This window comes from Streptococcus pseudopneumoniae, assembly GCF_001074975.1.
In the GTDB taxonomy this organism is placed as follows: domain Bacteria; phylum Bacillota; class Bacilli; order Lactobacillales; family Streptococcaceae; genus Streptococcus; species Streptococcus pseudopneumoniae_D.
On record NZ_JUUO01000141.1, the window covers coordinates 1 to 24405 of the forward strand.

Here is a 24405-nt window from a genome sequence, read left to right on the forward strand (position 1 = left end):
CCCCAAAAGTTAGACACTAAAAAACTAACTTTTGGGGTGTTTTATTATGAAATTAACTTATGAGGATAAAGTTCAGATCTATGAACTTAGAAAGCAAGGTCAAAGCTTCAAGCAGCTTTCAAAAAGATTTGGAGTGGATATTTCTGGACTAAAGTACATGGTGAAATTAATTGACCGTTATGGAATAGACAGTGTCAAAAAAGGAAAGAATCGTTACTATTCTTCAGAACTAAAACAAAAAATGATTGATAAAGTCTTACTTGAAGGTCGTTCACGAAGAAGTGTAAGCCTTGATTTTGCTCTCCCAAACCAAGGAATGCTTTCGAATTGGCTGGCACAATACAAAAAAAACGGGTATACTATTGTTGAGAAAACAAGAGGGAGACCATCTAAAATGGGACGTAAACCAAAGAAAAAAACTGAAGAGATGACAGATTTAGAACGTCTTCAAGCAGAAAGACAGAAATTGTTCGAGAATTAATTACTGATTTTTCGTTAGATATTCTTCTAAAAGCCATTAAACTCGCTCGTTCGACCTACTACTATCATGTGAAACAGCTAGACAAACCAGATAAAGATCAAGAGATTAAAGCTGAAATTCAATCCATTTTTACCGAACACAAGGGAAATTACGGATATCGTCGAATTCATTTAGAATTAAGAAATCGTGGTTATGTGGTCAATCATAAAAGAGTTCAACGCTTGATGAAGGTCCTTGGCTTAACAGCTCGAATTCGTCGGAAACGAAAGTATTCTTCCTACCAAGGAGACATTGGTAAGAAGGCAGAGAATCTCATTCAACGTCAATTTGAAGGCTCTAAACCAGTGGAAAAGTGTTATACGGATGTGACAGAATTTGCCATTCCAGCAAGCAGCCAAAAGCTCTATTTATCGCCAGTTTTAGATGGATTTAATAGCGAAATTATCGCCTATAATCTTTCTAGGTCACCAAACTTAGCACAAGTAAAAAAGATGTTAGAACAAGCCTTCACAAAGAAATACTACGAGAACACTATTCTCCATAGTGACCAGGGATGGCAATATCAACACGATTCTTATCATCAGATTTTGCAGGATAAGGGAATCCAACCGTCCATGTCACGTAAGGGTAATAGTCCAGATAATGGTATGATGGAATCCTTCTTTGGCATTTTGAAATCCGAAATGTTTTATGGTTATGAGGCTACCTTTCAGTCACTTGAGCAATTAGAACAAGCTATTGTAGACTATATTGATTATTACAACAACAAACGAATTAAGGTAAAACTAAAAGGACTTAGTCCTGTACAATACAGAATTAAATCCTTTACTTAAATTATCTGTCTAACTTTTGGGGGTCAGTACATTGCAAGTAGTTCTACCTTAATTTGTCAGTGATATTATACCAATTATTCGGAAATCCAAGTGTGTCCAATACAATGCCAGCTTCAATGGAGTGCGCTTTTTTATTTAGAGCTTTGGTTCTTTTAATAATAGTGTTATGTAATTGAGCGTATTGTGTGCACGCAAGTAGGCATTGCAAGGCAAGAAAAACATAATATACAGATTGTCTTGATGTATTGGCATTGTTATTGTAATAGTGGAAATAAGCTAGTTGTGGAAGATTCTCACGGCATTTATAATTGAAAAGCTTATTATTATGAGCAGTGATATTTCTAATTTCTAGTATATTTTTAATAATACTTTCTAAGGCCTTTCCGCTTAAAAGGTCTTTACTAGGTCTATTTTGGATGTATTCAATATTTTCTTGCAAGAATGGTGATAAATCTCTAGCTATCTGATTTTTTATATCAGTGTTTAGATTTCTATAAAAGTTAAATGCTTGCCCTAATGTAAGTTCATTTATGATAACCCAGAAAGGAACAACGCCATGTTGTTTATAGTGGTGTTTTATAGAATTGTTTTGCTTATCCCTATTATAATCATTGAGTATTCTAGCTAATATACTGATTAAGTTTGTAATTTGTGCGAGCCTTTTTGTATCTTTTTGTGTTTCAAAATTATTAATATCTAGATAAGAGTATGGCTTTGGATATGCTTCTGAAAAACGATATGCCAGTACGGATTTAAAGTGTTTTTCTGCATCTATAATTGCTTTTAAAAAAGCTGATTTAATTTCTTTATCGTAAAAGTGTGTTGCAGCTATTTCTCTAAAATCTGCACCAGTTATAAACTTATCTTTTGATGTTTGAAAAAACTTACTATATCCGTTGACGACGTTGTAATAGTTGTTAGTTAGAAGGTATCTTTTACATTCTTCTATGTTATCTATTTCTAAACCTCTAGACTGGAGAAGTTTTATTTGTTTATCTAATGTTTGAAATGGTTTCATATATGTTCCTTATATACAAAAACACCACCTAGTAGAACTAGGCGGTGTTTCGCGTACTCTGTTCCCTTGGGAGCAGAAACTCTTCTCATTGCCTAATAATACTGTAATTTTTAGTTTTTGTCAATCTTTTTGGTTTGTTTTTTAAAAATTTTTGAGTATCGAAAAACCTCAATGCTGGGAAAGTTCGCCTTTTTCGTCCTAAAACTGTCCCTTCCGTGTTGTTTCGTAGTCTAGTGATTCTTTGAAGAGGTCAGGTAGTCTTGAGCGTAGTTCATGATTCTCCTTTCTATTCTTCAATTTCCCCTGTTTTTGCACAATAGACTATGAAAAGATGGTTGCTATTGGCGAATGTGGGGAATTTTTTATTGTACGATGATTTCGCCAACAGGGATAATATCTTTTTGTTTTGAAGATTTTGCGATTAAGTCGTATTGATCAGCAGATTTTTCATACCCAAGGGAAAGAGTAGTATTGTCGTCTGGTAATTTTTTAGCAAACTCAGATATAGACATACGAATCAAAGTGATTGCGTTGTTTTGGTCAGTAGTAGCAGAATTAGAATTGACTGCATCCAGAGCTTCTTTTGCGCTATCTTTAGTCGTTCCAGTTAGCAAAATCATGATTGTATCATGCGGTTCGGATGAATCTGAATCGATTACGTTATTTTGAATTTTTACGCTTATTGCGCCAGTTGATTCAGGATCTAATTTTGATTTGATTTCAGAAATTAGATTATCGTATTTACTGTTATCTACTTTGGTTTTTGTGTTTGTTGAAGTAGTGTTTTTTTGCTCCATTTTTGGTTGCTCCGAGCTATTTTGGGTAGCTGATTGATTGTTAGAGCAAGCTACTAGAACGGTAGCAGAAAGTAAAATAGCTGATGTGCTTAGTAATTTTTTCATAAGTAGCCTCCTATATGCTGATGTTTCCTAATAAAAGATGGGGGATTTTTATAGAATCTTCTCAAAAACCATTGTGGCTTGAATACGGTCACCACCACCCAGTCCTTTGCTTCTACCATTGGCGGTTGTGATGGTATGCAGGCGATAACCTTTTGAAGCTTGTTTATTGATAACATCTTCTAATTCTGTAAGGTTTCCTGATCCAGTGCCGAAAAACTTTTCTTTCAAAGTTACCTGAAGGACAACGTAGTGTAGTCCATTTGCTCCAGAAGCAGTGGAAAAACTACCTTCTCATTTTACAGTATCCAAAAATCCCATGGGGGTTACTCCTTATCAGTGTTTTCAAATAATATTACTTGTCTTGATTTTTTTTGAATGAAACAGCGTCATTTTTAGCAAATTTTTTTGCAATGGTTCTAAGCAGTTCTCTTTCATCATCAGTGGAGAAAAAGTAGTTAAGCATCAATTCTAGAGCGAATGGATCAAGATGCTTTCTTAATTTTTCATAGTCATAAAAATCTAAATCGGTTTTTGACAATTGCATATAGTCAAATTCTTGCCATGAACGATACTCTCTTGGTGTTGGGATGTAACCATCAAATGGGTCTTTTTTACTATTTGAGTAATTTAGCAAGTAGCCAACACTTACTCCAAAGAAATCAGCTAATTGTTTTGCTTTTTCTGGTTTAATTTGGCTTTCTTCATTTTCCCAATTTTGAAGAGTTCGATAATGAACTCCGATATTTTCAGCTAATTCCTTTTGGGATAGCTTTTTTTCTTGTCTTAATTCTTTTAATCTATTCATGTTTTTCACGCCTTTCATAGATGATTATAAACTATTTTTTTAAAAAGTACATTTTTTTTGTGTAAAATTTAAAAAAATAGTTGACATTAGAAAAATAATTGTGCATTATACAATCGAGCACAGAAAAAATGTGCACCCTCCAACCTTTCACACTTTCAATCTATTCATGGAGGGAGATTTTTTAAGAAAGGAGGGAACCTATGAGTAAATTAAAAGGTTATCGAGTTATGTTAGGACTGACTCAACAACAGATGGCAGACAAGTTAAAAATTTCTTTACAGTCATATAATAACAAAGAATTAGGTAAAACGCCATTCAATGACAAAGAGCGCCTAGCGATTAAGTCAATGGTTGCAGAAATCAAACCAGACATAACCATAGACGAACTATTTTATAGTTAGAAAGGAGCGAACCAATGGAACTGGTTTACATGGACGGCAGAAAAGAGCCGTATACACTGAGCAGTATCGTAGCAGAATGCACTGGATTGCAACATCACACAATAACCAAGACAATCCGCAAACATCAAGCAAGGTTTGAAGGGTTCGGAAAGGTTGGATTTAAAATCCAAGCTATGGAAAGTGGCCAGAATACTAAGGATTATATTTTGAATGAGCAACAAGCGACCTTGTTAGTTACATTCTTAAAAAATACTGAGCAAGTGGCCAACTTCAAAACCAACCTAGTCAAAGCCTTCTTTGAAATGCGTGATGAGCTTTCTAAACGTTATCTTCAAAGAGAACTGGAAAAGCCAAAGCGCAAGACCTTAACCGAATCTATCAAATCATGGGAGAAAGCACCTAAGCATGCCTATAGTACCCTTACAAACTTATTGCTAAAGGGAGCGACAGGGAAAAACAAAGCTCAACTCATGCAAGAGCGAGAAAGTGAAAACGGTATTGACAGTTTAACCAGTGATGAACTGGCCAACTACCAACGTTTGGAAGATATGGCAATAGCTATGATTAACTTGAATAGGGGATATTCAGAAATTAAGGAACTAATTTTTAAAGTATAGGAGTATAGAAAATGGAAAATGAATTTAAGACAGTTACAAATTCCAAGGGGTTAGAAATTCCCAAGTATTCCAAGGATTTTAAAAAGCTAGTTGAGAAAGACAGACAACTAGCCGAATATCTTTGTATGAATTACGAGAACTTGGACAGTGAAGACCTGGGCGCATTTCTTGAAACGGTGGAGCAGGGATTCAGCTGGATTCTGGATCTTATCGAAAGCAAAGACTTGCTTTATAAACCAAAGTCAGGTAGTAATCATGCAAAAAGAAAATAAAAAAATCACTTGCTCAAATTTTAGACGAGGCGAGCAAGCGACACAATTCAGGGTATAGAAATTTTTTCTATGCTCTGATTATAGCAAAAAAAATTTATTCTATCAAATATCTAAAGAAAAACCGAAGAGCAGGCAAGCAATTAGAAAAGGTTTTGAAATCAAGTGCTGACAGGGTGATTCTAAGGCCTTGTTTAGCTGAAAGATGGGTAAATACTCACGAAACACCGCTACAAGCGTTCGCCAACTTGGGGCAATCGCTCAGCGTTTGGAGTGGTGAAGCATACCATATAGAAAACAGGCAAGAAAAAGGAAATAATATGACAGTAAATACAAATGATGTTCTAGTAGATTATGAGGGCCTTTGTTATCAGTTAACTGATACTCTACTAGTCTTAGAAATGGCTAGCATGGAAGATAGTAAACAATCATCAGCGTTACTAAATACAGTAATCCAAGCTATGAACCAGCTCATTTCAGAACATACTCAACAGGCTAATGACTATAGAAAGGGGATAAAACATGAATGAGTTAGATTTAACTAACATACAGGCGGTTATCTTTATTGTGGTAGCTATTGGTTCACTACTCTATCTAAACCACCTAGACCGCCAAAAAAGCGCCCAAATCGAGCTAGAGAGTACACAGACGATAGAAACGACTAGCGAGGAATTAAACCCTGATTATGGGCGATATATTCAGCTTGCAGGTATTAAGCCATGGGGGTACTAAGATGTTTGAAAAAATGATTGAAGATTTAAAGTCTAAGATTTTGGAAGCAGTGGAACGGTATTTAAAAAGCCATGAGAAAGTACCACAAAAGAGATTAGATTTGATCAGCAAGGTGGAACTAAAGGAAGAACTGGGCATAGGAGATAAAACCTTGACAAAATGGGAAGGTGCAGGACTACCACAGTATATACCGCCTATTGAAGATGCTAGAAAAGCATATTATAAAATCTCAGACGTTTTAAAGTTTTTGGGGGTAGATGATGGCAAAGACTAAAGTATATTTTTGGTTAAAAATTGATAAGAAATTTTTTGACAACCTATTTATTAAGCGACTAAAAAGTATGCCTGGTGGGTACACTATGATAGTGATTTATATCCGTCTTATGTTAGAAAGTCTTGAAAGTGATTGTATTCTGTACTACGAAGGGTACTTTGCAACCCTAAAAGAAGAACTGGCCTTGAAATTAGATGTTTCTGAGGATGATATATCTATGACTATAGCTTATTTTACGCAATGTGGCCTGATTCAGATTGATGAAGATAAAAATGCCGAGTTAACACAAGCAAAAGCTTTGGTACAACAAGAAACAAACCACGCTGCATATATGAGAAGCTACCGCAAAGAACAACAAGATAAAGAAAAAAATCTTACATTGTTATCTAATAATTTTACAACGTTATCTACATGTAAGACAGAGAAAGAGAAAGAGTTAGAGCAAGATTTAAAGTTAGATATAAATAAAGAATATATAGTCGAGGGAACCTCGCCTAATGAGCAAAGCTCACCTTTCACTTTTCCTACTTGGCTTGAAGAAACAGCTGTAAAAGATTTAGAGAAAACAAAACATAAAGAACTTTGGATTCCCATTGTTTATCTGAATCAAGTAGCTAATAAGCGGTATAAGTTTGTTGATAAGACAAAAAGGCTTTTACTAGCACGATTCAAAGAAGGCTATACACTTGATGATTTTAAACAAGTGATAGATATTAAAACGGCAGAATGGAAGGATAGTCCTGAATTTTCTAAATATCTGAGACTAGAAACACTTTTCGGATCTAAGTTTGATGGTTATTTGAATCAAAAGCCTAAAACCATAAAAGGGAAGTCAGAAGACAACTTCCCAGATCTACCATTTTAGGAGTTACAAAGATGAAGGAACAATTTAAAGAATTTAATAACAGAAAAATATCGGATACGGTTTGCGATATTCACCAGGTAAATTATTGGGAAATTTCTGTACCGGTTTTAGGGAGTTCAGAAAGAAAAGTACAAGCTTTTTGTCCGGAGTGTGTGAAGGGAGAGATTAAACAAAAAGAGAAAGACCTATTGCAGCAGTTTGAGGACAGACAGGCTTACTTTAAAACTTATGATGTCTTAATGCGTGATAGTACCATCCCTAACGAGTTGAAGGGAGCGACGTTTGATAATTTCTTTGTTAAGACGACAGAGGAGCGTCAGATGTTAGAGTTTGCAAAGGGGCAAGCCCAAAAGTACCTTGCAGGTATGACGGGAAATACTTTAATTAGTGGTAGTACAGGAATAGGGAAAAGTCATTTATCTCTTGCACTTGCTAAAGAAATCAATGAAAGTTTCAGGGAGAAGAACGAGCCAAAGAGTGTTTTGTTTGTCAGCCTAACCGAGATTATCAAGCAGATAAAAGAAGGATGGGCATATGGAAGAAATGCAAACTTAACAGAGTATGAGGCAGTTAAAAAGCTTGTTGATGTAGATTTTCTAATCATCGATGACCTAGGGGCAAAAAATGGGACAGTAACACCTAAGAGTGACTGGGAACAGGATTTCTTGTTTGATATTATCAATAATCGAGAAACTACGATTTTCAACACGAACCTAGATAGTAGTGAACTGCGGACGGTATACAATGCTAGAAATTCAAGTAGGATTTTGAAAGGTTTAGAAGGGAACACTTTCAAGGCTTTCACGATCAAAGACAAGAGATACACTATAAACACAGTGAGGAGAGAATATCAATGAATGATGATAAAATGCGATTTGCAACAGAAAAAGGCTTTGTTGTCTACGAAAAATGTGGTATAATAGAGATAGAAAAAGTTCCAAGTTTTGGAGAAATTACTTTATTCTACTCAGATGGGAAATTTACCCATCTAGTCAAAAAAGAAACTAAAAAATAAGTCTATTGAGAACAACTCAGGGGCATACCGTAAGCATAAGATGCTAGTGGTATGCCCTTTTTGTTTGCATAGAAAGGGGGTGAGAGCAATGTCAGGAGATACTTCTTTAGGGTATGTAATAGCCAATAAATTTTCTATGGATCCAGATAAAAGACAGAAAATCTTTTCTCAGTGTAAAAAAGAAGACGCTAGCTTAGAACAACGGAAACAAGAAATACTAGAAAAATATGTTAAAAAACAAGACAAATCAAAATCTAGAAAAAATGATTCTAAAGGCTCGGAGAGTCATAAAAGAAAAGCTAAGAGCTAAGAACTTTAGAAAAAATTATAAACAAAAATCAGATATTAAAAGATAAAGGAGCAAAAAATGACAACTAACTTAGTTAAACAAAAAGAAAATCTAGAAGCTTATATCCGAAGTACAGGTTATAACACTAGAGGGATGAACGTAGAAAATAATCATGTACTAATTGAAAAACCAATCCTTGATAGTTACGAAGATGAACATCAACGTAAAGAACTGGTTGATCTAGTAAATGTTATTGAGACTCGTACCCGTGGTGGGAAGTATGAAGTAACTGACTTTGAATCTGATTCATTACAAGAAGTTAGCGAAAATTCGGTTGAGAGAACAGAAGCAGATAAAAAGAAAGCTATCAGCGTTGATTATTTAGTTAAATTATTCAGTGGAAAACTTGATTTTTCACAGGAGCAATTAGATGATGGCCAATATAATTTAACGGATTTTCTTGGTAAGAAGATTATTAAATTAAAACGTAGAACACGAAATAGAGAGATTGGGAAAATTCTCCAAACTGCGAAAGTACAGACCGCTACAAGTCTGGACGACTTGAAAACTATTGTTTCTTTAATCAATCCAGAGCGCAATGTATCTATGGTTATTAGTCAATCACTATTTAGTGTCTTAGAAAAAATGAAAGATACTTCAGGAAATTATCTTCTTAAAGTTGATAAAGAGACGGGAACAAGTGAAACATTCTTTGTAGATAACTTTTTAATTGTAGATGATGCAACATTAGGGAATAAAGGTGACAAAAAAGGCTTTATCGGAGATCTAGAAAACTTTGTTACTTTGTTTGATCGCAAGAAAGATACACTTAGTTGGGTGAATGCGAATGGCTATTTTGGGAAACGGTTGATTTTACATACCCGATTTGATGTAAAAAAAGTTGAAAAAGATTGTGGTTACTTTATTCAATGGAACTAGGAGAAAGAAATGGATATTAATCAAGTATTTGAAACACTGGATGATCTAGATGATAAAAAAAGTAAGATTAATTCAGCACGAGAACAGTTAAGCGAAAAAAGGAAAAACCTTTTAGGCAATCAAACAGTTTCATTTGAGAATATAGATTCTTTTTTGTCAAATAACTTAGAATCTTTAGAGCAGCTGGAAAAGATGGAAAAAGCTATTAATGGCCTTCAGGAAAAATTTGATAGTGATTTTTCAGAAGCTAATGCAGTCATCTTTGAATACATTTTTAAAGAAACTAAGCAACGGATGGAAACTAAGAAGATCTATAAACAATACCGAAAGAAACTTAGACAAATTCTGGACGCATATGATGAAATTCAAGAACTGAAGAAGGATGTGGAAGAAATCCATACAGGTGTAGTCAGAGAAATAAGTCAGAAACATTCTCTATTGCTATATCGAACAGAAGTAAGTCCGCTTACTGTCCTACCATTCTTAAACCCTGATTCTAGCGGATGGATTAATTTTTCTAAGGAATATCGGGACATTAAAGAGTATTTAGAAAAATAGGGAACAAATTAAGTAAGGCTAGTGATATATGGATGAAACAGAAGAAATATCGCTAGTCCTACTTTTATGCTTTACTAAGTTTCACATAACAAAGTAAGCATAAACTGAAAAGAAGTAATAGCTTGAAAGCAAGGTATATCAGGGGTTTACAGAATGGAGTGAGTTTCACAGAATGTAAGATATGAGAAACTGGGGAATAAATTAGAGGGATACTTCTTTAGATTGTCATATTGAATAGTTGTCAAACTTAAAACAATGATACCTAGTAAGTGGAGTGTTGAAAGGTTTTTAAGCTGTTTGTCAGTTTGACAGAATGCAAGATAAGAAATTTTTAAAATTGAAGTGGGGGGACTTGACTATGTATGAACTGAGTAACAGAGACTTGGACGAGATTGATAATGAATTAGAAAGATATAGAACGCTTGCTAATAAAATTTATTTGAGAAGACAGGAACTAATACATAATAAGAAACATAGCGCTGAAGATTATACAGGTGGTAAAGGCAAGACAGTATATAGTCCTACTGAAGCAACCATTATTAGAATTGAAGAAGACCAAACGCTAAGATATTTAGAAGGCTTCAAACTAGTTGTAGATACCTTGATGGAAAACTTAATTGAAAGTGATCTAGTCATTTTTAAAATGAGATTTTTAGAAGCTGGTGTGACCTGGGAAGACGTGGCAGAGAAACTAAATAAAACTACTCGTTATATAAATAGCCGTAGAAAGGTAATCGCTAAAAGATTTGTTGAGTTGAAAGGATATTGACTCCCCCATCTTTAAAAAAATCTTTCTGGCCAGTAGGGTACCGGTGAAGGGAACTTTTTCCAAGTCGGAGACCTCCAGACAAAAAGGGGGTAAAAACTGAGTGATTCAGAAAGATTGGCTCAATTTTTAAAAAATAGGCTATGTTCAGAATAATAGATTACAGTTTTTAAGAGTGAAGAAAAAATGGCAGGTAGAAGAGAGTAAAATTATAGTTCAAAATTTGACTTTTTTCATTTAATTATCTATTCTGTACTTAGATAAAAACAATTGAGTTTTTAAATTATTTTATAGTAGTATCACTATAATTTAAGAAAGGATGATTTGTAGATGCTTTATAACATTGAAAAAATTATTGTTTTTGGATTGATTGTAGGAATTATCTTAGTGATGCTTGGAGTTCCAATTTATCTTGTGAAAATCTGCTTATTCTTAATTCAGTTCACTTTGATTGTAATTACAATTTGTCTTAAGATTGATGCATTGAAAGAATAGTTGAAAAATCTCAGATAATTCTGAGTTTTTTCCTTTTCTTTACGCATATTTAAGAAGGAAGAAAAAAATGAACATTTTAAATATTGAACTTACGAGCATTGAAGAAACTAAACTAGAGTTTGAATACTAAGTAGAAGTTGTCAATATTAAAAAAATTACACCCTCGAATTAGTGTCTAATTCGGTACAAATGTATGAAATGAAAATGCTGTGGAAGATATGTTATAATATTACTAGGTAATAAAAAAAGCACGTTTGATCGTGCTAGTTTCCTGCCTGCTGAACTCGTCAATATTACGCCCCTTTAGGGCTCTTTTTTGTGGACTTTTTTAGGAACTTTCAAGAAAAACTAAGGCGATTTAATGCCTAATTGTTTTTGAAGAAAGTCAGTATTTTCAAGGGTTGAGCTCTAAAAATTTGACTTATAGAGCGTTAAATGATAGTATAGTCAAAGATAGTCAAGGTTTAAAGAGAGAGGTGGGTTTGTAATGAGATTTAAAAATACATCGGATCATATTGAGGCCTACATCAAGGCGATTTTAGATCAATCTGGAATTGTGGAGTTGCAACGGAGTCAGTTGGCAGATACCTTTCAGGTTGTTCCTAGTCAGATTAACTATGTAATCAAGACACGCTTTACGGAAAGTAGAGGCTACTTGGTTGAAAGTAAGCGTGGTGGAGGAGGCTATATTCGTATAGGACGAATTGAGTTTTCTAGTCATCATGAAATGCTCCGGGAGTTGCTTTACTCTATTGGTGAGCGAGTTAGTCAAGAAATTTACGAAGATATTCTGCAGCTTTTGGTTGAGCAGGAATTGATGACTAAGCAGGAGATGAATTTGCTTGTGACAGTAGCTTTGGATCGCGTTCTAGGAGAAGAAGCTCCAGTTGTTCGTGCTAATATGCTACGACAGGTCATACAAGAGGTAGATAGAAAAGGGAAGTAAGATGAACTATTCAAAAGCATTGAATGAATGTATCGAAAGTGCCTACATGGTTGCTGGCCATTTTGGAGCTCGTTACCTAGAGTCATGGCACTTGTTGATTGCCATGTCCAATCACAGTTATAGTGTGGCAGGGGCAACTTTAAATGATTATCCATATGAGATGGACCGTTTAGAAGAGGTCGCTTTGGAACTGACTGAAACGGACTATAGCCAGGATGAAACCTTTACGGAATTGCCGTTCTCCCATCGTTTGCAGGTCCTCTTTGATGAAGCAGAATATGTAGCGTCAGTGGTCCATGCTAAGGTGCTAGGGACAGAGCATGTCCTCTATGCGATTTTGCATGATGGCAATGCCTTGGCGACTCGCATCTTGGAGAGGGCTGGTTTTTCTTATGAAGACAAGAAAGATCAAGTCAAGATTGCTGCTCTTCGCCGAAATTTAGAAGACCGGGCAGGCTGGACTCGTGAAGACCTCAAGGCTTTACGCCAACGTCATCGTACAGTAGCTGACAAGCAAAATTCTATGGCTAATATGATGGGGATGCCCCAGACTCCGAGCGGTGGTCTCGAGGACTATACGCATGATTTGACAGAGCAAGCTCGTTTTGGCAAGTTGGAGCCAGTCATCGGTCGGGACAAGGAAATCTCGCGTATGATTCAAATCTTGAGTCGTAAGACCAAGAACAATCCTGTCTTGGTTGGAGATGCTGGTGTCGGGAAAACAGCTCTGGCGCTTGGTCTTGCCCAGCGTATTGCTATTGGGGATGTACCGGCAGAAATGGCTAAGATGCGCGTGTTAGAGCTTGATTTGATGAATGTTGTTGCGGGTACACGTTTCCGTGGGGATTTTGAAGAGCGCATGAATAATATCATCAAGGATATTGAAGAAGATGGTCAAGTCATCCTCTTTATCGATGAACTTCATACCATCATGGGTTCTGGTAGTGGAATTGACTCAACTCTGGATGCGGCCAATATCTTGAAGCCAGCCTTGGCCTGTGGAACTTTGAGAACGGTTGGTGCGACCACTCAGGAAGAGTATCAAAAACACATCGAAAAAGACGCAGCCCTTTCTCGTCGATTCGCCAAAGTGACGATTGAAGAGCCAAGTGTGGCAGACAGTATGACCATTTTGCAAGGCTTGAAGGCGACTTATGAGAAACATCACCGTGTACAAATCACAGATGAAGCGGTTGAAACAGCGGTTAAGATGGCTCATCGTTACTTGACTAGTCGTCACTTGCCAGACTCTGCTATTGACCTTTTGGATGAGGCAGCGGCAACAGTGCAAAATAAGGCAAAGCATGTAAAAGCAGACGATTCTGGTTTGAGTCCAGCTGACAAGGCCTTGATGGATGGCAAGTGGAAACAGGCAGCCCAGCTAATCGCAAAAGAATTGGAAGTGCCTGTCTATAAAGACTTGGTGACAGAGTCTGATATTTTGACCACCTTGAGTCGCTTGTCAGGCATCCCAGTCCAAAAACTGACCCAAACAGATGCCAAGAAATACCTGAACTTGGAAGCTGAACTCCACAAACGTGTCATCGGGCAAGATCAAGCAGTTTCAAGCATTAGCCGTGCCATTCGCCGCAACCAGTCTGGGATTCGCAGTCACAAACGTCCGATTGGTTCCTTTATGTTCCTAGGACCTACGGGTGTCGGTAAGACCGAATTGGCCAAGGCTCTGGCAGAAGTTCTTTTTGATGACGAATCAGCCCTTATCCGCTTTGATATGAGTGAGTATATGGAGAAATTTGCAGCCAGCCGTCTCAATGGAGCTCCTCCGGGCTATGTAGGTTATGAAGAAGGTGGGGAGTTGACCGAGAAGGTTCGCAACAAACCATATTCCGTTCTCCTTTTTGACGAGGTAGAGAAGGCCCATCCAGACATCTTTAATGTTCTCTTGCAGGTCTTGGATGATGGTGTCTTGACCGATAGCAAGGGACGCAAGGTTGACTTTTCAAATACCATTATCATCATGACGTCAAACCTTGGTGCAACTGCTCTTCGTGATGATAAGACAGTTGGTTTTGGGGCAAAGGACATTCGTTTTGACCAGGAGAATATGGAAAAACGCATGTTTGAAGAGTTGAAAAAGGCTTATAGACCGGAATTCATCAACCGTATTGATGAGAAGGTGGTCTTCCATAGTCTATCGAACGACCATATGCAGGAAGTAGTGAAGATTATGGTCAAATCTTTAGTGGCAAGTTTGGCTGAAAAAGGCATTGACTTGAAATTACAAGCTTCCGCACTGAAATTGCTGGCAAATCAAGGATATGACCCAGAGATGGGAGCTCGCCCACTTCGCAGAACCCTGCAAACAGAAGTGGAAGACAAGTTGGCAGAACTTCTTCTCAAGGGAGAATTAGTAGCAGGCAGCACACTTAAGATTGGTGTCAAAGCAGGCCAGTTAAAATTTGATATTGTATAAAAAAGCGAGGTCGGGAACTTTTCCCGACCTCTTTATGTACCATCATGAGATGGCTTTTCTGTTGCGACTGTTTTTAGATGTGCCTATCTTTCTTAGGATTACTCAATATGTGAGTAAAGAAGTCTTTGTATTTATATTTTAAATAGGTTTCGTGTAAATACAATAAAGCTATATCTACAATCATAAAAATGATTATTAAGTAAAATAAATCAAATGTAGTCTGAGCGTAGCGAATTGCAGACTGATACGACCAGAAAGCTCCCAAAATCAACCAAGGCAGATACTTGTAATACTTATTTAGCATAAGAGTGCACCTCCAATATCCTATTTCAATGTTATTATATTCCTTTGCACTTAACAATGCAAGCGTTTACACAAAAACAAATTTAATTTTTAATAGGAAAATCTACGGTTTTTCTGTTTTATTACGAATAGAAGAGTAGGAGGAGTAAATCTATCTAAGGTATTTAAGATTTTTAAAATAGTTTAGATAAATTGTTGACATATTTAACTCACAATGTTACGATTATGTTACAAAAATATTTCTTTATATTTCTAAAATATTACAAAGGAGTAGAAAAATGAAAAAGAAAACCTATATCAAATTGATGGCAGCGACTGTATTGGCTTCTACCTTGCTATTAGGAGCTTGTGGAAATAAAAAGGAAACAACTCAAGCAAGCAGTTCCGCTAAGACAAGTCAATCATCAAGTTCTAAAGTAGCTTCTTCTAGCAAAGAAAGCAAGACTCAGAAGTCCTCAAGTTCAGCTTCATCTGAAAAGGCCAAATCATCTACTGACCAGTCTTCAGCAAGTGCAACACTATCACAAGCGGCACCTGCAACAGAGCAAAGACAAGGTCAAGAAGTGGCTAATCAACAGGCAGCTAGTCAACAAACTCCTGCTCAGGCTCCTTCAACTCAACAGGCTTCTCAAACTCAGTCTAACCAATCAAGCTATGATCCTACAACTGACCGCAAAATTCAAGGCAAGCAAGCAGAGCAAAATAAACGCTACAAGGGTGTTTTAACCATGGTAGATGGTGATTTCTCAGCTGCAGCGGGCAATTGGAAGGGAGCTAATGGCGAAACCATCACAGTTTCATCAGGAGGTCAATTTACAGTAGAATCTGCTGATGGAAAGAAAGAAAACTACTCTATCAAAGGTTATTCTTATACTCTTGACGATGGTAAGTATAATGCCAAAATCGGTGGAGGAAAAATCATCCAAATTACAACAGGAGCGGATGGTAAGGTTTCCAGTGTTGCTTTGAGTCAATAATAGCTCTCAGTATTTGAATTTTTACAATCAAAGAAAATCCGTCAGCTCAATAAGAGTTGACGGATTATTTTATACTTGTACTTGGGTTAAAGATTCTTCTGTAGTAAGAACTTGAGCAAACTCATCTTGTAGAGAAAGGAGATTAATTTCATGGATAGTATCAGGAGAGATGACTTGACCGTTTTTGTTAGCTAGGGTAAAACTGGCAGTAGCATCTGCTAGTAAAGTGACTTCAAAACCAAGATTTGCTGCCATTCGTGTCGTAGTAGATACACAATGAGGCAGAGTCAGACCAGCAAGGACTAAATGACAAATCTGATTTTTTCGTAAATATGTTTCAAGATTTGTTCCAATAAAGGCGCTATTAACCGTTTTTTGAAAGACAGGTTCGGAAGCAACTGGTTCAAATCCACTTTTAAATTCTTGATTTTGTTTGTTATGAAATTGCGACTGGGGATTGTCAGATATGTGTTGAATGTGTAAGACTGGAAGACCGTGTTTACGAAAGTATCCCAGTATCCTCAATGCTTGGTGTTCAGCTTGAGGGTTGTTTCGTTCTCCCCAAATAGGTCTATCAAATGCTTTTTGCATATCGATAATCACTAGAGCAGTATGAACCATTTTAAGCCTTATCTAACTGCAAGAGAGCCTCAATCTCTGCTAGGGTACTAGCTTGTGAAATGGCTCCACGTAGTTTGGCTGCGCCAGATGTTCCACGGAGGTAGTGAGGAGCGAGGCCACGGAATTCACGAACTGCGACATTTTCCCCTTTGAGGTTAATCAAGCGTTTCAAGTGTTCGTAGGCGATTTTCATCTTATCTTCAAAGGTCAAATCAGGGAGGATTTCTCCTGTTTCAAAGTAGTGGTTGATTTGGTTGAAGAGGTAGGGATTTCCCATGGCAGCGCGGCCAATCATGACTGCGTCAGCACCGACTTCTTCGATACGTTGTTTGGCTTCTTGGACCGTACGGATGTCACCGTTGGCGATGAATGGAATCTTGGTCAAAGCTTGAGCGACCTTGTGAAGGGTCTCGAGGTCTGCGTGACCTGTATACATTTGTTCACGGGTACGGCCATGCATAGCAAGGGCAGAAACACCTGCAGCTTCAGCGGCCAGGGCATTTTCTACTGCCAGAGACGGGTCAGCCCAGCCTGTACGCATTTTGACAGTGAGTGGGATATCAAGGACAGACTGAACCTTGTTGATGATAGAGTAAATCTTGTCAGGATCCTTGAGCCACATAGCGCCAGCTTCGTTCTTCACGATTTTGTTAACTGGGCAGCCCATGTTGATATCCACGATATCGGTTTTGGTGTTTTCTTGGATGAATTCTGCTGCGCGTGCTAGGCTGTCTTCATCGCTACCAAAAAGTTGGATAGAGACTGGGTTTTCGCCTTCATCGATATGAAGCATGTGTAGGGTTTTTTCGTTGTTGTATTGGATTCCCTTGTCAGAGACCATTTCCATGACAACGAGTCCAGCTCCGAGCTCTTTTGCGATGGTACGAAAGGCTGAGTTGGTCACACCAGCCATAGGTGCTAAAACGGTACGATTGGGAATCTCAACATTGCCAATCATAAAGGGTGTATTAAGATTTGTCACGAATGAGTTCCTCCAGGTCGTTTTCATCAAAGTTGTAAGTTGTTTGGCAGAATTGACAAGTGATTTCAGCCCCGTGGTCTTCCTCTTTCATTTCCTGCAAGTCTGAGTTTGGAAGGCTGGCAAGAGCGTTCATAAAGCGTTCATGACTACAGTCACATTGGAAACGGATTTCTTCTTCAGATAGACGCTTGTAGGCTTCGTCACCGTAGATTGCCTTGAGAAGGGATTCGATATGGTCTTCACTTTCGAGAAGCGTTGAGATAGCTGGCATTTCTTGGATGCGTTTTTCAAAGCGGGCAATCTCTTCTTCCTTGGCTCCTGGCAAGACTTGAACTAGGAAACCACCTGCAACCTTGACCTTGTCTTCTTCGTCTAAAAGGACATTGAGACCGACTGCTGAAGGAGTCTGTTGGCTTTCAGTCAGGTAAAAGGCCAGGTCTTCACCGATTTCTCCAGAGATGAGGGGAGTCATAGAGTTGTAAGGATTTCCAATGCCGTAGTCTGTGATGACGAGGAATTGGCCGTTTCCAACAAAAGGTCCGACTAGGACTTCACCAGTTGCAGTCTTTTTGATGTCGACACCAGGATTTTGAACGTATCCTTTGACATTCCCCTTGGTATCAGCGACGGTGATGATGGCACCTAGGGAGCTAGATCCCAGCACCTTAACTGTTAGTTTGGTATTTCCTTTTTCATTGGCTGCGAGAATCTGGCTAGCGATAAGAGTTCGACCAAGCGCTACAGTTGAGCTAGCTTGGGTTTGGTGTTTTTCTTGAGCAGTGCGGACGGTTTCTGTGCTATCAAGGACAAAAGCACGAAAGGCTCCGCTTTCTGATATAGTTTTAATAATTTTATCCATAGCTACTATTTTAGCATAAAAATGCCCAAAGGGGGAGCCGTGTGTTTGCTGATTTTCAGGATAATGGACTGGGAATTTAGCAGGGAAATAAAAAGAGAAACAGATTATTTCAGCATTTGTAAGATTTATGCTATGCTTAAGGTAGAACATGAAAGGGGTAACAAATGTATTTAGGAGACTTGATGGAAAAGGCTGAATCTGGCCAATTTTCAATCCTTTCCTTTCTATTACAAGAGTCTCAGACGACCGTCAAGGCTGTAATGGAGGAAACAGGATTTTCAAAAGCAACCCTAACCAAATATGTCACCCTGCTCAATGACAAGACTTTGGACAGTGGTTTAGAGATGAACATCTCCTTAGAAGATGAAAATCTGCGTCTGTCAATCGGTGCGGCTACCAAGGGGAGAGAGATTCGGAGCCTGTTTTTGGAGAACGCTGTTAAATACCATATTCTTGTTTATCTTCTCTATCACCAACAGTTTTTAGCCCATCAGCTGGCTCAAGAATTGATGATTAGTGAAGCTACGCTTGGTCGCCACTTGGCTAGTTTAAATCAGATTTTGTCAGAATTTGACTTATCCATCCAAAATGGCCGTTGGCGAGGTCCAGAGCATCAGATTCGTTACTTCTATTTCTGTCTTTTCCGCAAGGTTTGGTCCAGTCAGGAGTGGGAAGGCCACATGCAGAAGCCAGAGAGAAAGCAGGAGATTGCCAGTTTAGAGGAAATCTGCGGTGCAAGCTTGTCTTCGGGGCAGAAATTGGACCTGGTTCTCTGGGCTCACATCAGTCAACAACGTCTACGGGTCAATGCCTGTCAGTTCCAAGTCATAGAAGAGAAAATGCGAGGGTATTTTGACAATATTTTCTACCTTCGTTTGCTGAGAAAGGCTCCGTCCTTTTTTGCTGGTCAACACCTTCCTCTAGGAACTGAGGATGGGGAGATGATGATATTCTTCTCTTTCCTCCTATCTCATCGTATTCTTCCTCTTCATACAATGGAGTATATTCTTGGTTTTGGAGGGCAGTTGGCAGATTTGCTGACGCAATTGATACAAGAAATGAAGAAAGAGGAGCTGCTGGGTGATTATACAGAGGACCATGTCACCTATGAACTTAGTCAGCTTTGTGGTCAAGTTTATCTATACAAGGGCTATATTTTACAGGATCAGTACAGATACCAGACAGAGAATCGTCATCCTTATTTGTTGATGGAACATGATTTTAAGGAGACGGCGGCGGAGATTTTTCATGCCTTACCTGCCTTTCAGCAGGGGACGGATTTGGATAAGAAAATTCTCTGGGAATGGCTGCAGTTAATCGAATATATGGCTGAAAATGGTGGCCAGCATATGCGGATTGGTCTGGATTTGACATCTGGTTTTCTTGTCTTTTCAAGAATGGTAGCCATTTTGAAACGGTATTTGGAATACAATCGTTTCATTACTATTGAAGCTTATGACCGAACTCGGCATTATGATTTGCTGGTTACCAATAACCCGATTCATAAGAAGGAACAGACACCAGTCTATTATTTAAAAAACGACTTGGATATGGAAGATTTGGCAGCGATTCGTCAGTTATTATTCACTTAAAAGACTTGGTGCTTCCAGGTCTTTTTTGTGAAATTTACACAATCTCCTCACATTTTTTTAAAAATTAAAAAAAGTTGATAAACAAGAAAGCGCTTTATTTTGTATACTAGTTAGTGTAAAGAGGAGACATCCTCAAGATCATTATGAGGAGGACATCACATGTCACAAGAAAAATACATCATGGCTATTGACCAGGGAACAACAAGTTCTCGTGCCATTATCTTTAATAAAAAAGGAGAAAAAGTTAGTTCGAGTCAAAAAGAGTTCACTCAGATTTTCCCTCAGGCAGGTTGGGTTGAGCACAATGCCAATGAAATTTGGAACTCTGTTCAGTCAGTTATTGCGGGTGCTTTCATCGAAAGTGGTGTCAAGCCAAGTCAAATAGAAGCAATCGGGATTACTAACCAACGTGAAACAACTGTCGTCTGGGATAAGAAAACAGGACTTCCAATCTACAATGCCATCGTTTGGCAATCTCGTCAGACAGCACCTTTGGCTGAGCAACTAAAAAGCCAAGGCTATGTGGAAAAATTCCATGAAAAGACTGGTTTGATCATCGATGCTTATTTCTCTGCGACCAAGGTTCGTTGGATTTTGGACCATGTAGAAGGAGCCCAAGAGCGAGCTGAAAAAGGAGAATTGCTCTTTGGTACGATTGACACTTGGTTGGTTTGGAAATTGACTGACGGTGCGGCTCACGTGACGGACTACTCAAATGCAGCCCGTACCATGCTTTATAACATTAAAGAACTCAAATGGGATGATGAGATTTTAGAAATTCTCAACATTCCTAAGGCTATGCTTCCAGAAGTTCGTTCTAACTCTGAAATCTACGGTAAGACAGCTCCATTCCACTTCTATGGTGGAGAAGTTCCAATCTCAGGTATGGCTGGGGACCAACAAGCAGCCCTCTTTGGACAGTTGGCTTTTGAACCAGGTATGGTCAAGAATACTTATGGAACAGGTTCTTTCATCATCATGAATACTGGGGAAGAGATGCAGTTGTCTGAGAACAATCTTTTGACAACCATTGGTTACGGAATCAATGGCAAGGTTTACTATGCCTTGGAAGGTTCTATCTTCATCGCAGGAAGTGCCATTCAATGGCTTCGTGACGGACTTCGCATGGTTGAAAATTCACCAGAGTCTGAAAAATATGCTCGTGATTCTCACAATAACGACGAAGTTTATGTCGTTCCGGCCTTTACAGGTCTAGGTGCTCCATACTGGAACCAAAACGCTCGTGGTTCTGTCTTTGGCTTGACTCGTGGAACAAGCAAAGAAGACTTTATCAAGGCAACTCTTCAATCTATTGCTTATCAAGTGCGTGACATCATCGATACCATGCAAGTAGATGCTCAGACAGCTATCCAAGTCTTGAAGGTGGATGGTGGTGCAGCTATGAACAACTTCCTCATGCAGTTCCAAGCTGACATCTTGGGAATTGACATCGCACGCGCTAAAAACTTGGAAACAACTGCCCTAGGAGCAGCCTTCTTAGCAGGTTTGTCAGTGGGCTATTGGAAGGACTTGGATGAGTTGAAACTTTTGAACGAGACAGGAGAACTCTTTGAACCATCTATGAACGAATCTCGCAAGGAACAACTTTACAAGGGCTGGAAGAAGGCTGTGAAAGCGACTCAAGTCTTTGCGGAAGTAGATGACTAATACTGGAAGAATAAAGCGACTCAGTTAGAAAGTGTGTAAAAATGGAATTTTCAAAGAAAACACGTGAATTGTCAATTAAAAAAATGCAGGAACGTACCCTGGACCTCTTGATTATCGGTGGGGGGATCACAGGGGCTGGTGTAGCCTTGCAAGCGGCAGCTAGCGGTCTTGAGACTGGTTTGATTGAAATGCAGGACTTCGCAGAAGGAACATCTAGCCGTTCAACAAAATTGGTTCACGGAGGTCTTCGCTACCTCAAACAATTTGACGTAGAAGTAGTATCAGATACGGTTTCAGAACGTGCAGTGGTACAACAAATTGCACCACACATTCCAAAACCGGACCCAATGCTCTTGCCAGTTTACGATGAAGATGGAGCGACCTTTAGCCTCTTCCGTCTTAAAGTAGCTATGGACTTGTATGACCTTTTGGCAGGGGTTAATAACACGCCAGCTGCCAACAAGGTTTTGAGCAAGGAAGAAGTCTTGGAACGCCAGCCAAACTTGAAGAAAGAAGGTTTGGTAGGAGGTGGAGTTTATCTTGACTTCCGTAACAACGATGCGCGTCTCGTGATTGAAAACATCAAACGTGCCAACCAAGACGGTGCACTCATTGCTAACCACGTGAAGGCAGAAGGCTTCCTCTTTGACGAAAGTGGCAAGATTACAGGTGTTGTAGCTCGTGATTTGTTGACAGACCAAGTCTTTGAAATCAAGGCTCGTCTGGTTATCAATACAACAGGTCCTTGGAGTGATAAAGTACGTAATTTGTCTAATAAGGGAACACAGTTCTCACAAATGCGTCCAACTAAGGGAGTTCACTTGGTAGTGGATTCAAGTAAGATCAAGGTTTCACAGCCAGTTTACTTTGACACAGGTTTGGGTGACGGTCGTATGGTCTTTGTTCTCCCACGTGAAAACAAGACCTACTTTGGTACAACTGATACAGACTACACAGGTGATTTGGAACATCCAAAAGTAACTCAAGAAGATGTAGATTACCTACTTGGCATTGTCAACAACCGCTTCCCAGAAGCAAATATTACTGTTCAAGATATTGAAAGTAGCTGGGCAGGTCTTCGTCCATTGATCGCAGGCAATAGCGCTTCTGACTACAATGGAGGGAATAACGGAACTATTAGTGATGAAAGCTTTAACAACTTGATTGCGACTGTTGAATCTTATCTCTCTAAAGAAAAAACGCGTGAAGATGTTGAGTCTGCTGTCAGCAAGCTTGAAAGCAGTACCTCTGAGAAACATTTGGATCCATCTGCAGTTTCTCGTGGTTCGAGCTTAGATCGTGATGACAATGGCCTTTTGACCCTTGCTGGTGGTAAAATCACAGACTACCGTAAGATGGCTGAAGGAGCTATGGAGCGCGTGGTTGACATCCTCAAAGCAGAATTTGACCGCAGCTTTAAACTGATTAACTCTAAGACTTACCCTGTTTCAGGTGGAGAATTGAACCCAGCAAATGTGGATTCAGAAATCGAAGCCTTTGCGCAACTTGGAGTGTCACGTGGTTTGGATAGCAAGGAAGCTCACTACCTAGCAAATCTCTATGGTTCAAATGCACCGAAAGTCTTTGCTCTTGCTCATAGTTTGGAACAAGCGCCAGGACTTAGCTTGGCAGATACTTTATCACTTCACTATGCAATGCGCAATGAGCTAGCTCTTAGCCCAGTTGACTTCCTTCTTCGTCGTACCAACCATATGCTCTTTATGCGTGATAGCTTGGACAGCATTGTAGAGCCAGTTCTAGATGAAATGGGACGATTCTATGACTGGACAGAAGATGAAAAAGCAACTTACCGTACTGATGTCGAATCAGCTCTTGCTAACAATGATTTAGCAGAATTAAAAAATTAAGAAAAAATAAAAGAGGTGGAGAGCAGGACTCCTAGTTTTCCCTCTCCTCCTTTTTAATGGAGACAGAAATATGATGAATGAATTATTTGGAGAATTTCTAGGGACTTTAATCCTTATTCTTCTAGGGAATGGTGTTGTAGCAGGTGTGGTTCTTCCTAAAACCAAGAGCAACAATGCAGGTTGGATTGTGATTACCATGGGTTGGGGGATTGCTGTAGCCGTGGCGGCCTTTGTATCTGGAAAACTCAGTCCAGCTCATTTAAACCCAGCTGTGACAATTGGTGTGGCTTTAAAAGGTGGTTTGCCTTGGGCTTCCGTTTTCCCTTACATCCTAGCTCAGTTCGCAGGGGCTATGCTGGGTCAGGTTTTGGTTTGGTTGCAATTCAAACCGCATTATGAGGCAGAAGAAAATGCAGGAAATATCTTGGCCACCTTCAGTACTGGGCCAGCCATCAAAGATACTGTATCAAACTTGATTAGCGAAATCCTTGGAACCTTTGTTTTGGTCTTGACAATCTTTGCTTTGGGTCTTTACGACTTTCAGGCAGGTATCGGAACCTTTGCAGTAGGAACCTTGATTGTTGGTATTGGTCTATCACTAGGTGGGACAACAGGTTATGCCTTGAACCCTGCGCGTGACCTTGGACCTCGTATCATGCACAGCATCTTGCCAATCTCAAACAAGGGAGACGGAGACTGGTCTTATGCTTGGATTCCTGTTGTAGGACCTGTTATCGGAGCAGCCTTGGCCGTGCTTGTATTCTCACTTTTCTAATTTAGAAAACAATTATGTTGATAAGAGCTTGAGATGAAAATCTCAGGCTCTTTTTTAAAAATATACATAGAAAAACCGCATAATTTTTAAAATTAGCTTAAATATAATGAAAATCTACGGC

27 protein-coding genes and 2 pseudogenes are annotated in these 24405 nt (G+C 38.8%); 21 read left to right on the plus strand and 8 right to left on the minus strand.

What is annotated here, in order from left to right; genetic code table 11:
- The first annotated feature begins 46 nt into the window (after positions 1-46).
- Positions 47-1314 (plus strand): annotated as a pseudogene (locus ADI86_RS11515) (IS3 family transposase).
- A 43-nt stretch (positions 1315-1357) separates the two neighbouring features.
- On the opposite strand, the gene ADI86_RS10450 reads toward ADI86_RS11515, so the two are convergent.
- The 4 genes and pseudogenes from ADI86_RS10450 to ADI86_RS12590 form a co-directional block, all read right to left on the minus strand.
- Positions 1358-2332 (minus strand): Abi family protein, encoded by a 975-nt coding sequence (locus tag ADI86_RS10450; RefSeq protein WP_049532959.1) that lies wholly within the window; start codon positions 2330-2332, stop codon positions 1358-1360.
- Positions 2333-2694: 362 nt separating this feature from the next.
- Positions 2695-3234: a hypothetical protein gene (locus tag ADI86_RS10455; RefSeq protein WP_049532960.1), complete on the minus strand. Its 540-nt coding sequence runs from the start codon at positions 3232-3234 to the stop codon at positions 2695-2697.
- Between the two features lie 48 nt (positions 3235-3282).
- Positions 3283-3552 (minus strand): annotated as a pseudogene (locus ADI86_RS10460) (DUF4177 domain-containing protein).
- Positions 3553-3586: 34 nt separating this feature from the next.
- Positions 3587-4039 carry a helix-turn-helix domain-containing protein gene (locus ADI86_RS12590; RefSeq protein ID WP_414717538.1) on the minus strand — a complete coding sequence of 151 codons (453 nt, stop codon included), beginning with the start codon at positions 4037-4039 and terminating at the stop codon, positions 3587-3589.
- A 200-nt stretch (positions 4040-4239) separates the two neighbouring features.
- On the opposite strand from ADI86_RS12590, the gene ADI86_RS10470 reads away from it, so the two are divergent.
- The 15 genes from ADI86_RS10470 (at position 4240) to ADI86_RS10540 (ending at position 14639) form a co-directional block, all read left to right on the plus strand.
- Positions 4240-4440, plus strand: a complete 201-nt coding sequence (locus tag ADI86_RS10470) for a helix-turn-helix transcriptional regulator (RefSeq protein WP_049532961.1) — start codon at positions 4240-4242, stop codon at positions 4438-4440.
- 14 nt (positions 4441-4454) lie between these two features.
- Positions 4455-5057 carry a Rha family transcriptional regulator gene (locus tag ADI86_RS10475; RefSeq protein WP_049532962.1) on the plus strand — a complete coding sequence of 201 codons (603 nt, stop codon included), beginning with the start codon at positions 4455-4457 and terminating at the stop codon, positions 5055-5057.
- Between the two features lie 11 nt (positions 5058-5068).
- A complete protein-coding gene (locus ADI86_RS10480; RefSeq protein WP_049532963.1) occupies positions 5069-5329 on the plus strand; it encodes a hypothetical protein in 261 nt (86 codons plus the stop codon).
- Positions 5330-5646: 317 nt separating this feature from the next.
- A complete protein-coding gene (locus ADI86_RS10490) occupies positions 5647-5856 on the plus strand; it encodes a hypothetical protein (protein ID WP_049532992.1) in 210 nt (69 codons plus the stop codon).
- Positions 5849-6058 (plus strand): hypothetical protein, encoded by a 210-nt coding sequence (locus ADI86_RS10495; protein WP_049532964.1) that lies wholly within the window; start codon positions 5849-5851, stop codon positions 6056-6058. The genes ADI86_RS10490 and ADI86_RS10495 overlap by 8 nt, the downstream gene beginning before the upstream one ends.
- A 1-nt stretch (position 6059) precedes the next feature.
- The gene (locus ADI86_RS10500; RefSeq protein ID WP_049532965.1) at positions 6060-6332 is read left to right on the plus strand and encodes a hypothetical protein; all 273 of its coding nucleotides are present in this window, start codon (positions 6060-6062) and stop codon (positions 6330-6332) included.
- Entirely contained in the window at positions 6319-7197 is an 879-nt protein-coding gene (locus ADI86_RS10505) for a conserved phage C-terminal domain-containing protein (protein ID WP_049532966.1), read from the plus strand. The genes ADI86_RS10500 and ADI86_RS10505 overlap by 14 nt, the downstream gene beginning before the upstream one ends.
- An 11-nt stretch (positions 7198-7208) precedes the next feature.
- A complete protein-coding gene (locus ADI86_RS10510; RefSeq protein WP_049532967.1) occupies positions 7209-8054 on the plus strand; it encodes an ATP-binding protein in 846 nt (281 codons plus the stop codon).
- Positions 8051-8212, plus strand: coding sequence for a hypothetical protein (locus ADI86_RS12065; RefSeq protein ID WP_162837499.1), 162 nt, complete (start codon positions 8051-8053; stop codon positions 8210-8212). The genes ADI86_RS10510 and ADI86_RS12065 overlap by 4 nt, the downstream gene beginning before the upstream one ends.
- An 88-nt stretch (positions 8213-8300) precedes the next feature.
- On the plus strand, positions 8301-8522 hold the full coding sequence (locus ADI86_RS10515) for a hypothetical protein (protein WP_049532968.1): 222 nt from the start codon (positions 8301-8303) through the stop codon (positions 8520-8522).
- A 57-nt stretch (positions 8523-8579) separates the two neighbouring features.
- On the plus strand, positions 8580-9440 hold the full coding sequence (locus ADI86_RS10520; protein WP_049532969.1) for a phage major capsid protein: 861 nt from the start codon (positions 8580-8582) through the stop codon (positions 9438-9440).
- 9 nt (positions 9441-9449) lie between these two features.
- Positions 9450-9998 carry a hypothetical protein gene (locus ADI86_RS10525; RefSeq protein ID WP_049532970.1) on the plus strand — a complete coding sequence of 183 codons (549 nt, stop codon included), beginning with the start codon at positions 9450-9452 and terminating at the stop codon, positions 9996-9998.
- A gap of 313 nt (positions 9999-10311) precedes the next feature.
- Positions 10312-10767 carry a DUF722 domain-containing protein gene (locus ADI86_RS10530; RefSeq protein WP_080983242.1) on the plus strand — a complete coding sequence of 152 codons (456 nt, stop codon included), beginning with the start codon at positions 10312-10314 and terminating at the stop codon, positions 10765-10767.
- 979 nt (positions 10768-11746) lie between these two features.
- Complete coding sequence (locus ADI86_RS10535; RefSeq protein ID WP_049532971.1) at positions 11747-12205, plus strand: CtsR family transcriptional regulator; 459 nt, start codon at positions 11747-11749, stop codon at positions 12203-12205.
- 1 nt (position 12206) lies between these two features.
- Positions 12207-14639, plus strand: coding sequence for an ATP-dependent Clp protease ATP-binding subunit (locus ADI86_RS10540; protein ID WP_049532972.1), 2433 nt, complete (start codon positions 12207-12209; stop codon positions 14637-14639).
- A 73-nt stretch (positions 14640-14712) separates the two neighbouring features.
- Here ADI86_RS10540 and ADI86_RS12395 read toward each other — a convergent pair whose 3' ends face one another.
- Entirely contained in the window at positions 14713-14943 is a 231-nt protein-coding gene (locus ADI86_RS12395; RefSeq protein WP_049532973.1) for a hypothetical protein, read from the minus strand.
- A 277-nt stretch (positions 14944-15220) separates the two neighbouring features.
- Here ADI86_RS12395 and ADI86_RS10550 point away from each other — a divergent pair, with 277 nt between their 5' ends.
- Positions 15221-15919 carry a hypothetical protein gene (locus ADI86_RS10550; protein ID WP_049532974.1) on the plus strand — a complete coding sequence of 233 codons (699 nt, stop codon included), beginning with the start codon at positions 15221-15223 and terminating at the stop codon, positions 15917-15919.
- A 69-nt stretch (positions 15920-15988) separates the two neighbouring features.
- Here ADI86_RS10550 and ADI86_RS10555 read toward each other — a convergent pair whose 3' ends face one another.
- Genes ADI86_RS10555 through hslO form a run of 3 tightly spaced genes read right to left on the minus strand, consistent with a single transcriptional unit; the run spans position 15989 to position 18381 of the window.
- Positions 15989-16540 carry a cysteine hydrolase family protein gene (locus tag ADI86_RS10555; RefSeq protein WP_049532975.1) on the minus strand — a complete coding sequence of 184 codons (552 nt, stop codon included), beginning with the start codon at positions 16538-16540 and terminating at the stop codon, positions 15989-15991.
- Position 16541: 1 nt separating this feature from the next.
- On the minus strand, positions 16542-17522 hold the full coding sequence (dusB, locus tag ADI86_RS10560; RefSeq protein ID WP_000183308.1) for a tRNA dihydrouridine synthase DusB: 981 nt from the start codon (positions 17520-17522) through the stop codon (positions 16542-16544).
- Positions 17509-18381, minus strand: a complete 873-nt coding sequence (hslO, locus tag ADI86_RS10565; RefSeq protein WP_049532976.1) for an Hsp33 family molecular chaperone HslO — start codon at positions 18379-18381, stop codon at positions 17509-17511. The genes dusB and hslO overlap by 14 nt, the downstream gene beginning before the upstream one ends.
- 164 nt (positions 18382-18545) lie before the next feature.
- Between hslO and ADI86_RS10570 the strand changes: the two genes are divergently transcribed.
- From ADI86_RS10570 to ADI86_RS10585, 4 genes are all read left to right on the plus strand, one after another.
- Positions 18546-19973, plus strand: a complete 1428-nt coding sequence (locus ADI86_RS10570; protein WP_049532977.1) for a helix-turn-helix domain-containing protein — start codon at positions 18546-18548, stop codon at positions 19971-19973.
- A 159-nt stretch (positions 19974-20132) separates the two neighbouring features.
- Positions 20133-21641, plus strand: coding sequence for a glycerol kinase GlpK (gene glpK / locus ADI86_RS10575; protein WP_000076797.1), 1509 nt, complete (start codon positions 20133-20135; stop codon positions 21639-21641).
- A gap of 41 nt (positions 21642-21682) precedes the next feature.
- Complete coding sequence (glpO, locus tag ADI86_RS10580; RefSeq protein WP_049532978.1) at positions 21683-23509, plus strand: type 1 glycerol-3-phosphate oxidase; 1827 nt, start codon at positions 21683-21685, stop codon at positions 23507-23509.
- Between the two features lie 70 nt (positions 23510-23579).
- Entirely contained in the window at positions 23580-24284 is a 705-nt protein-coding gene (locus ADI86_RS10585; RefSeq protein ID WP_049532979.1) for an MIP/aquaporin family protein, read from the plus strand.
- Positions 24285-24405: the final 121 nt, after the last annotated feature.

Coding starts and splice junctions, on each gene's coding strand:
- ADI86_RS10455 (WP_049532960.1), bottom strand. CDS start 3,234: ATGAAAAAATTACTAAGCACATCAGCTATTTTACTTTCTGCTACCGTT.
- ADI86_RS10530 (WP_080983242.1), top strand. CDS start 10,312: ATGCAAGATAAGAAATTTTTAAAATTGAAGTGGGGGGACTTGACTATG.
- ADI86_RS10525 (WP_049532970.1), top strand. CDS start 9,450: ATGGATATTAATCAAGTATTTGAAACACTGGATGATCTAGATGATAAA.
- hslO (WP_049532976.1), bottom strand. CDS start 18,381: ATGGATAAAATTATTAAAACTATATCAGAAAGCGGAGCCTTTCGTGCT.
- ADI86_RS10535 (WP_049532971.1), top strand. CDS start 11,747: ATGAGATTTAAAAATACATCGGATCATATTGAGGCCTACATCAAGGCG.
- ADI86_RS10540 (WP_049532972.1), top strand. CDS start 12,207: ATGAACTATTCAAAAGCATTGAATGAATGTATCGAAAGTGCCTACATG.
- glpK (WP_000076797.1), top strand. CDS start 20,133: ATGTCACAAGAAAAATACATCATGGCTATTGACCAGGGAACAACAAGT.
- ADI86_RS12395 (WP_049532973.1), bottom strand. CDS start 14,943: ATGCTAAATAAGTATTACAAGTATCTGCCTTGGTTGATTTTGGGAGCT.
- ADI86_RS10550 (WP_049532974.1), top strand. CDS start 15,221: ATGAAAAAGAAAACCTATATCAAATTGATGGCAGCGACTGTATTGGCT.
- ADI86_RS10500 (WP_049532965.1), top strand. CDS start 6,060: ATGTTTGAAAAAATGATTGAAGATTTAAAGTCTAAGATTTTGGAAGCA.
- ADI86_RS10450 (WP_049532959.1), bottom strand. CDS start 2,332: ATGAAACCATTTCAAACATTAGATAAACAAATAAAACTTCTCCAGTCT.
- ADI86_RS12590 (WP_414717538.1), bottom strand. CDS start 4,039: ATGAATAGATTAAAAGAATTAAGACAAGAAAAAAAGCTATCCCAAAAG.
- glpO (WP_049532978.1), top strand. CDS start 21,683: ATGGAATTTTCAAAGAAAACACGTGAATTGTCAATTAAAAAAATGCAG.
- ADI86_RS10555 (WP_049532975.1), bottom strand. CDS start 16,540: ATGGTTCATACTGCTCTAGTGATTATCGATATGCAAAAAGCATTTGAT.
- ADI86_RS10585 (WP_049532979.1), top strand. CDS start 23,580: ATGATGAATGAATTATTTGGAGAATTTCTAGGGACTTTAATCCTTATT.
- ADI86_RS10490 (WP_049532992.1), top strand. CDS start 5,647: ATGACAGTAAATACAAATGATGTTCTAGTAGATTATGAGGGCCTTTGT.
- ADI86_RS10480 (WP_049532963.1), top strand. CDS start 5,069: ATGGAAAATGAATTTAAGACAGTTACAAATTCCAAGGGGTTAGAAATT.
- ADI86_RS10505 (WP_049532966.1), top strand. CDS start 6,319: ATGGCAAAGACTAAAGTATATTTTTGGTTAAAAATTGATAAGAAATTT.
- ADI86_RS12065 (WP_162837499.1), top strand. CDS start 8,051: ATGAATGATGATAAAATGCGATTTGCAACAGAAAAAGGCTTTGTTGTC.
- ADI86_RS10470 (WP_049532961.1), top strand. CDS start 4,240: ATGAGTAAATTAAAAGGTTATCGAGTTATGTTAGGACTGACTCAACAA.
- ADI86_RS10475 (WP_049532962.1), top strand. CDS start 4,455: ATGGAACTGGTTTACATGGACGGCAGAAAAGAGCCGTATACACTGAGC.
- ADI86_RS10570 (WP_049532977.1), top strand. CDS start 18,546: ATGTATTTAGGAGACTTGATGGAAAAGGCTGAATCTGGCCAATTTTCA.
- ADI86_RS10520 (WP_049532969.1), top strand. CDS start 8,580: ATGACAACTAACTTAGTTAAACAAAAAGAAAATCTAGAAGCTTATATC.
- ADI86_RS10510 (WP_049532967.1), top strand. CDS start 7,209: ATGAAGGAACAATTTAAAGAATTTAATAACAGAAAAATATCGGATACG.
- ADI86_RS10495 (WP_049532964.1), top strand. CDS start 5,849: ATGAATGAGTTAGATTTAACTAACATACAGGCGGTTATCTTTATTGTG.
- ADI86_RS10515 (WP_049532968.1), top strand. CDS start 8,301: ATGTCAGGAGATACTTCTTTAGGGTATGTAATAGCCAATAAATTTTCT.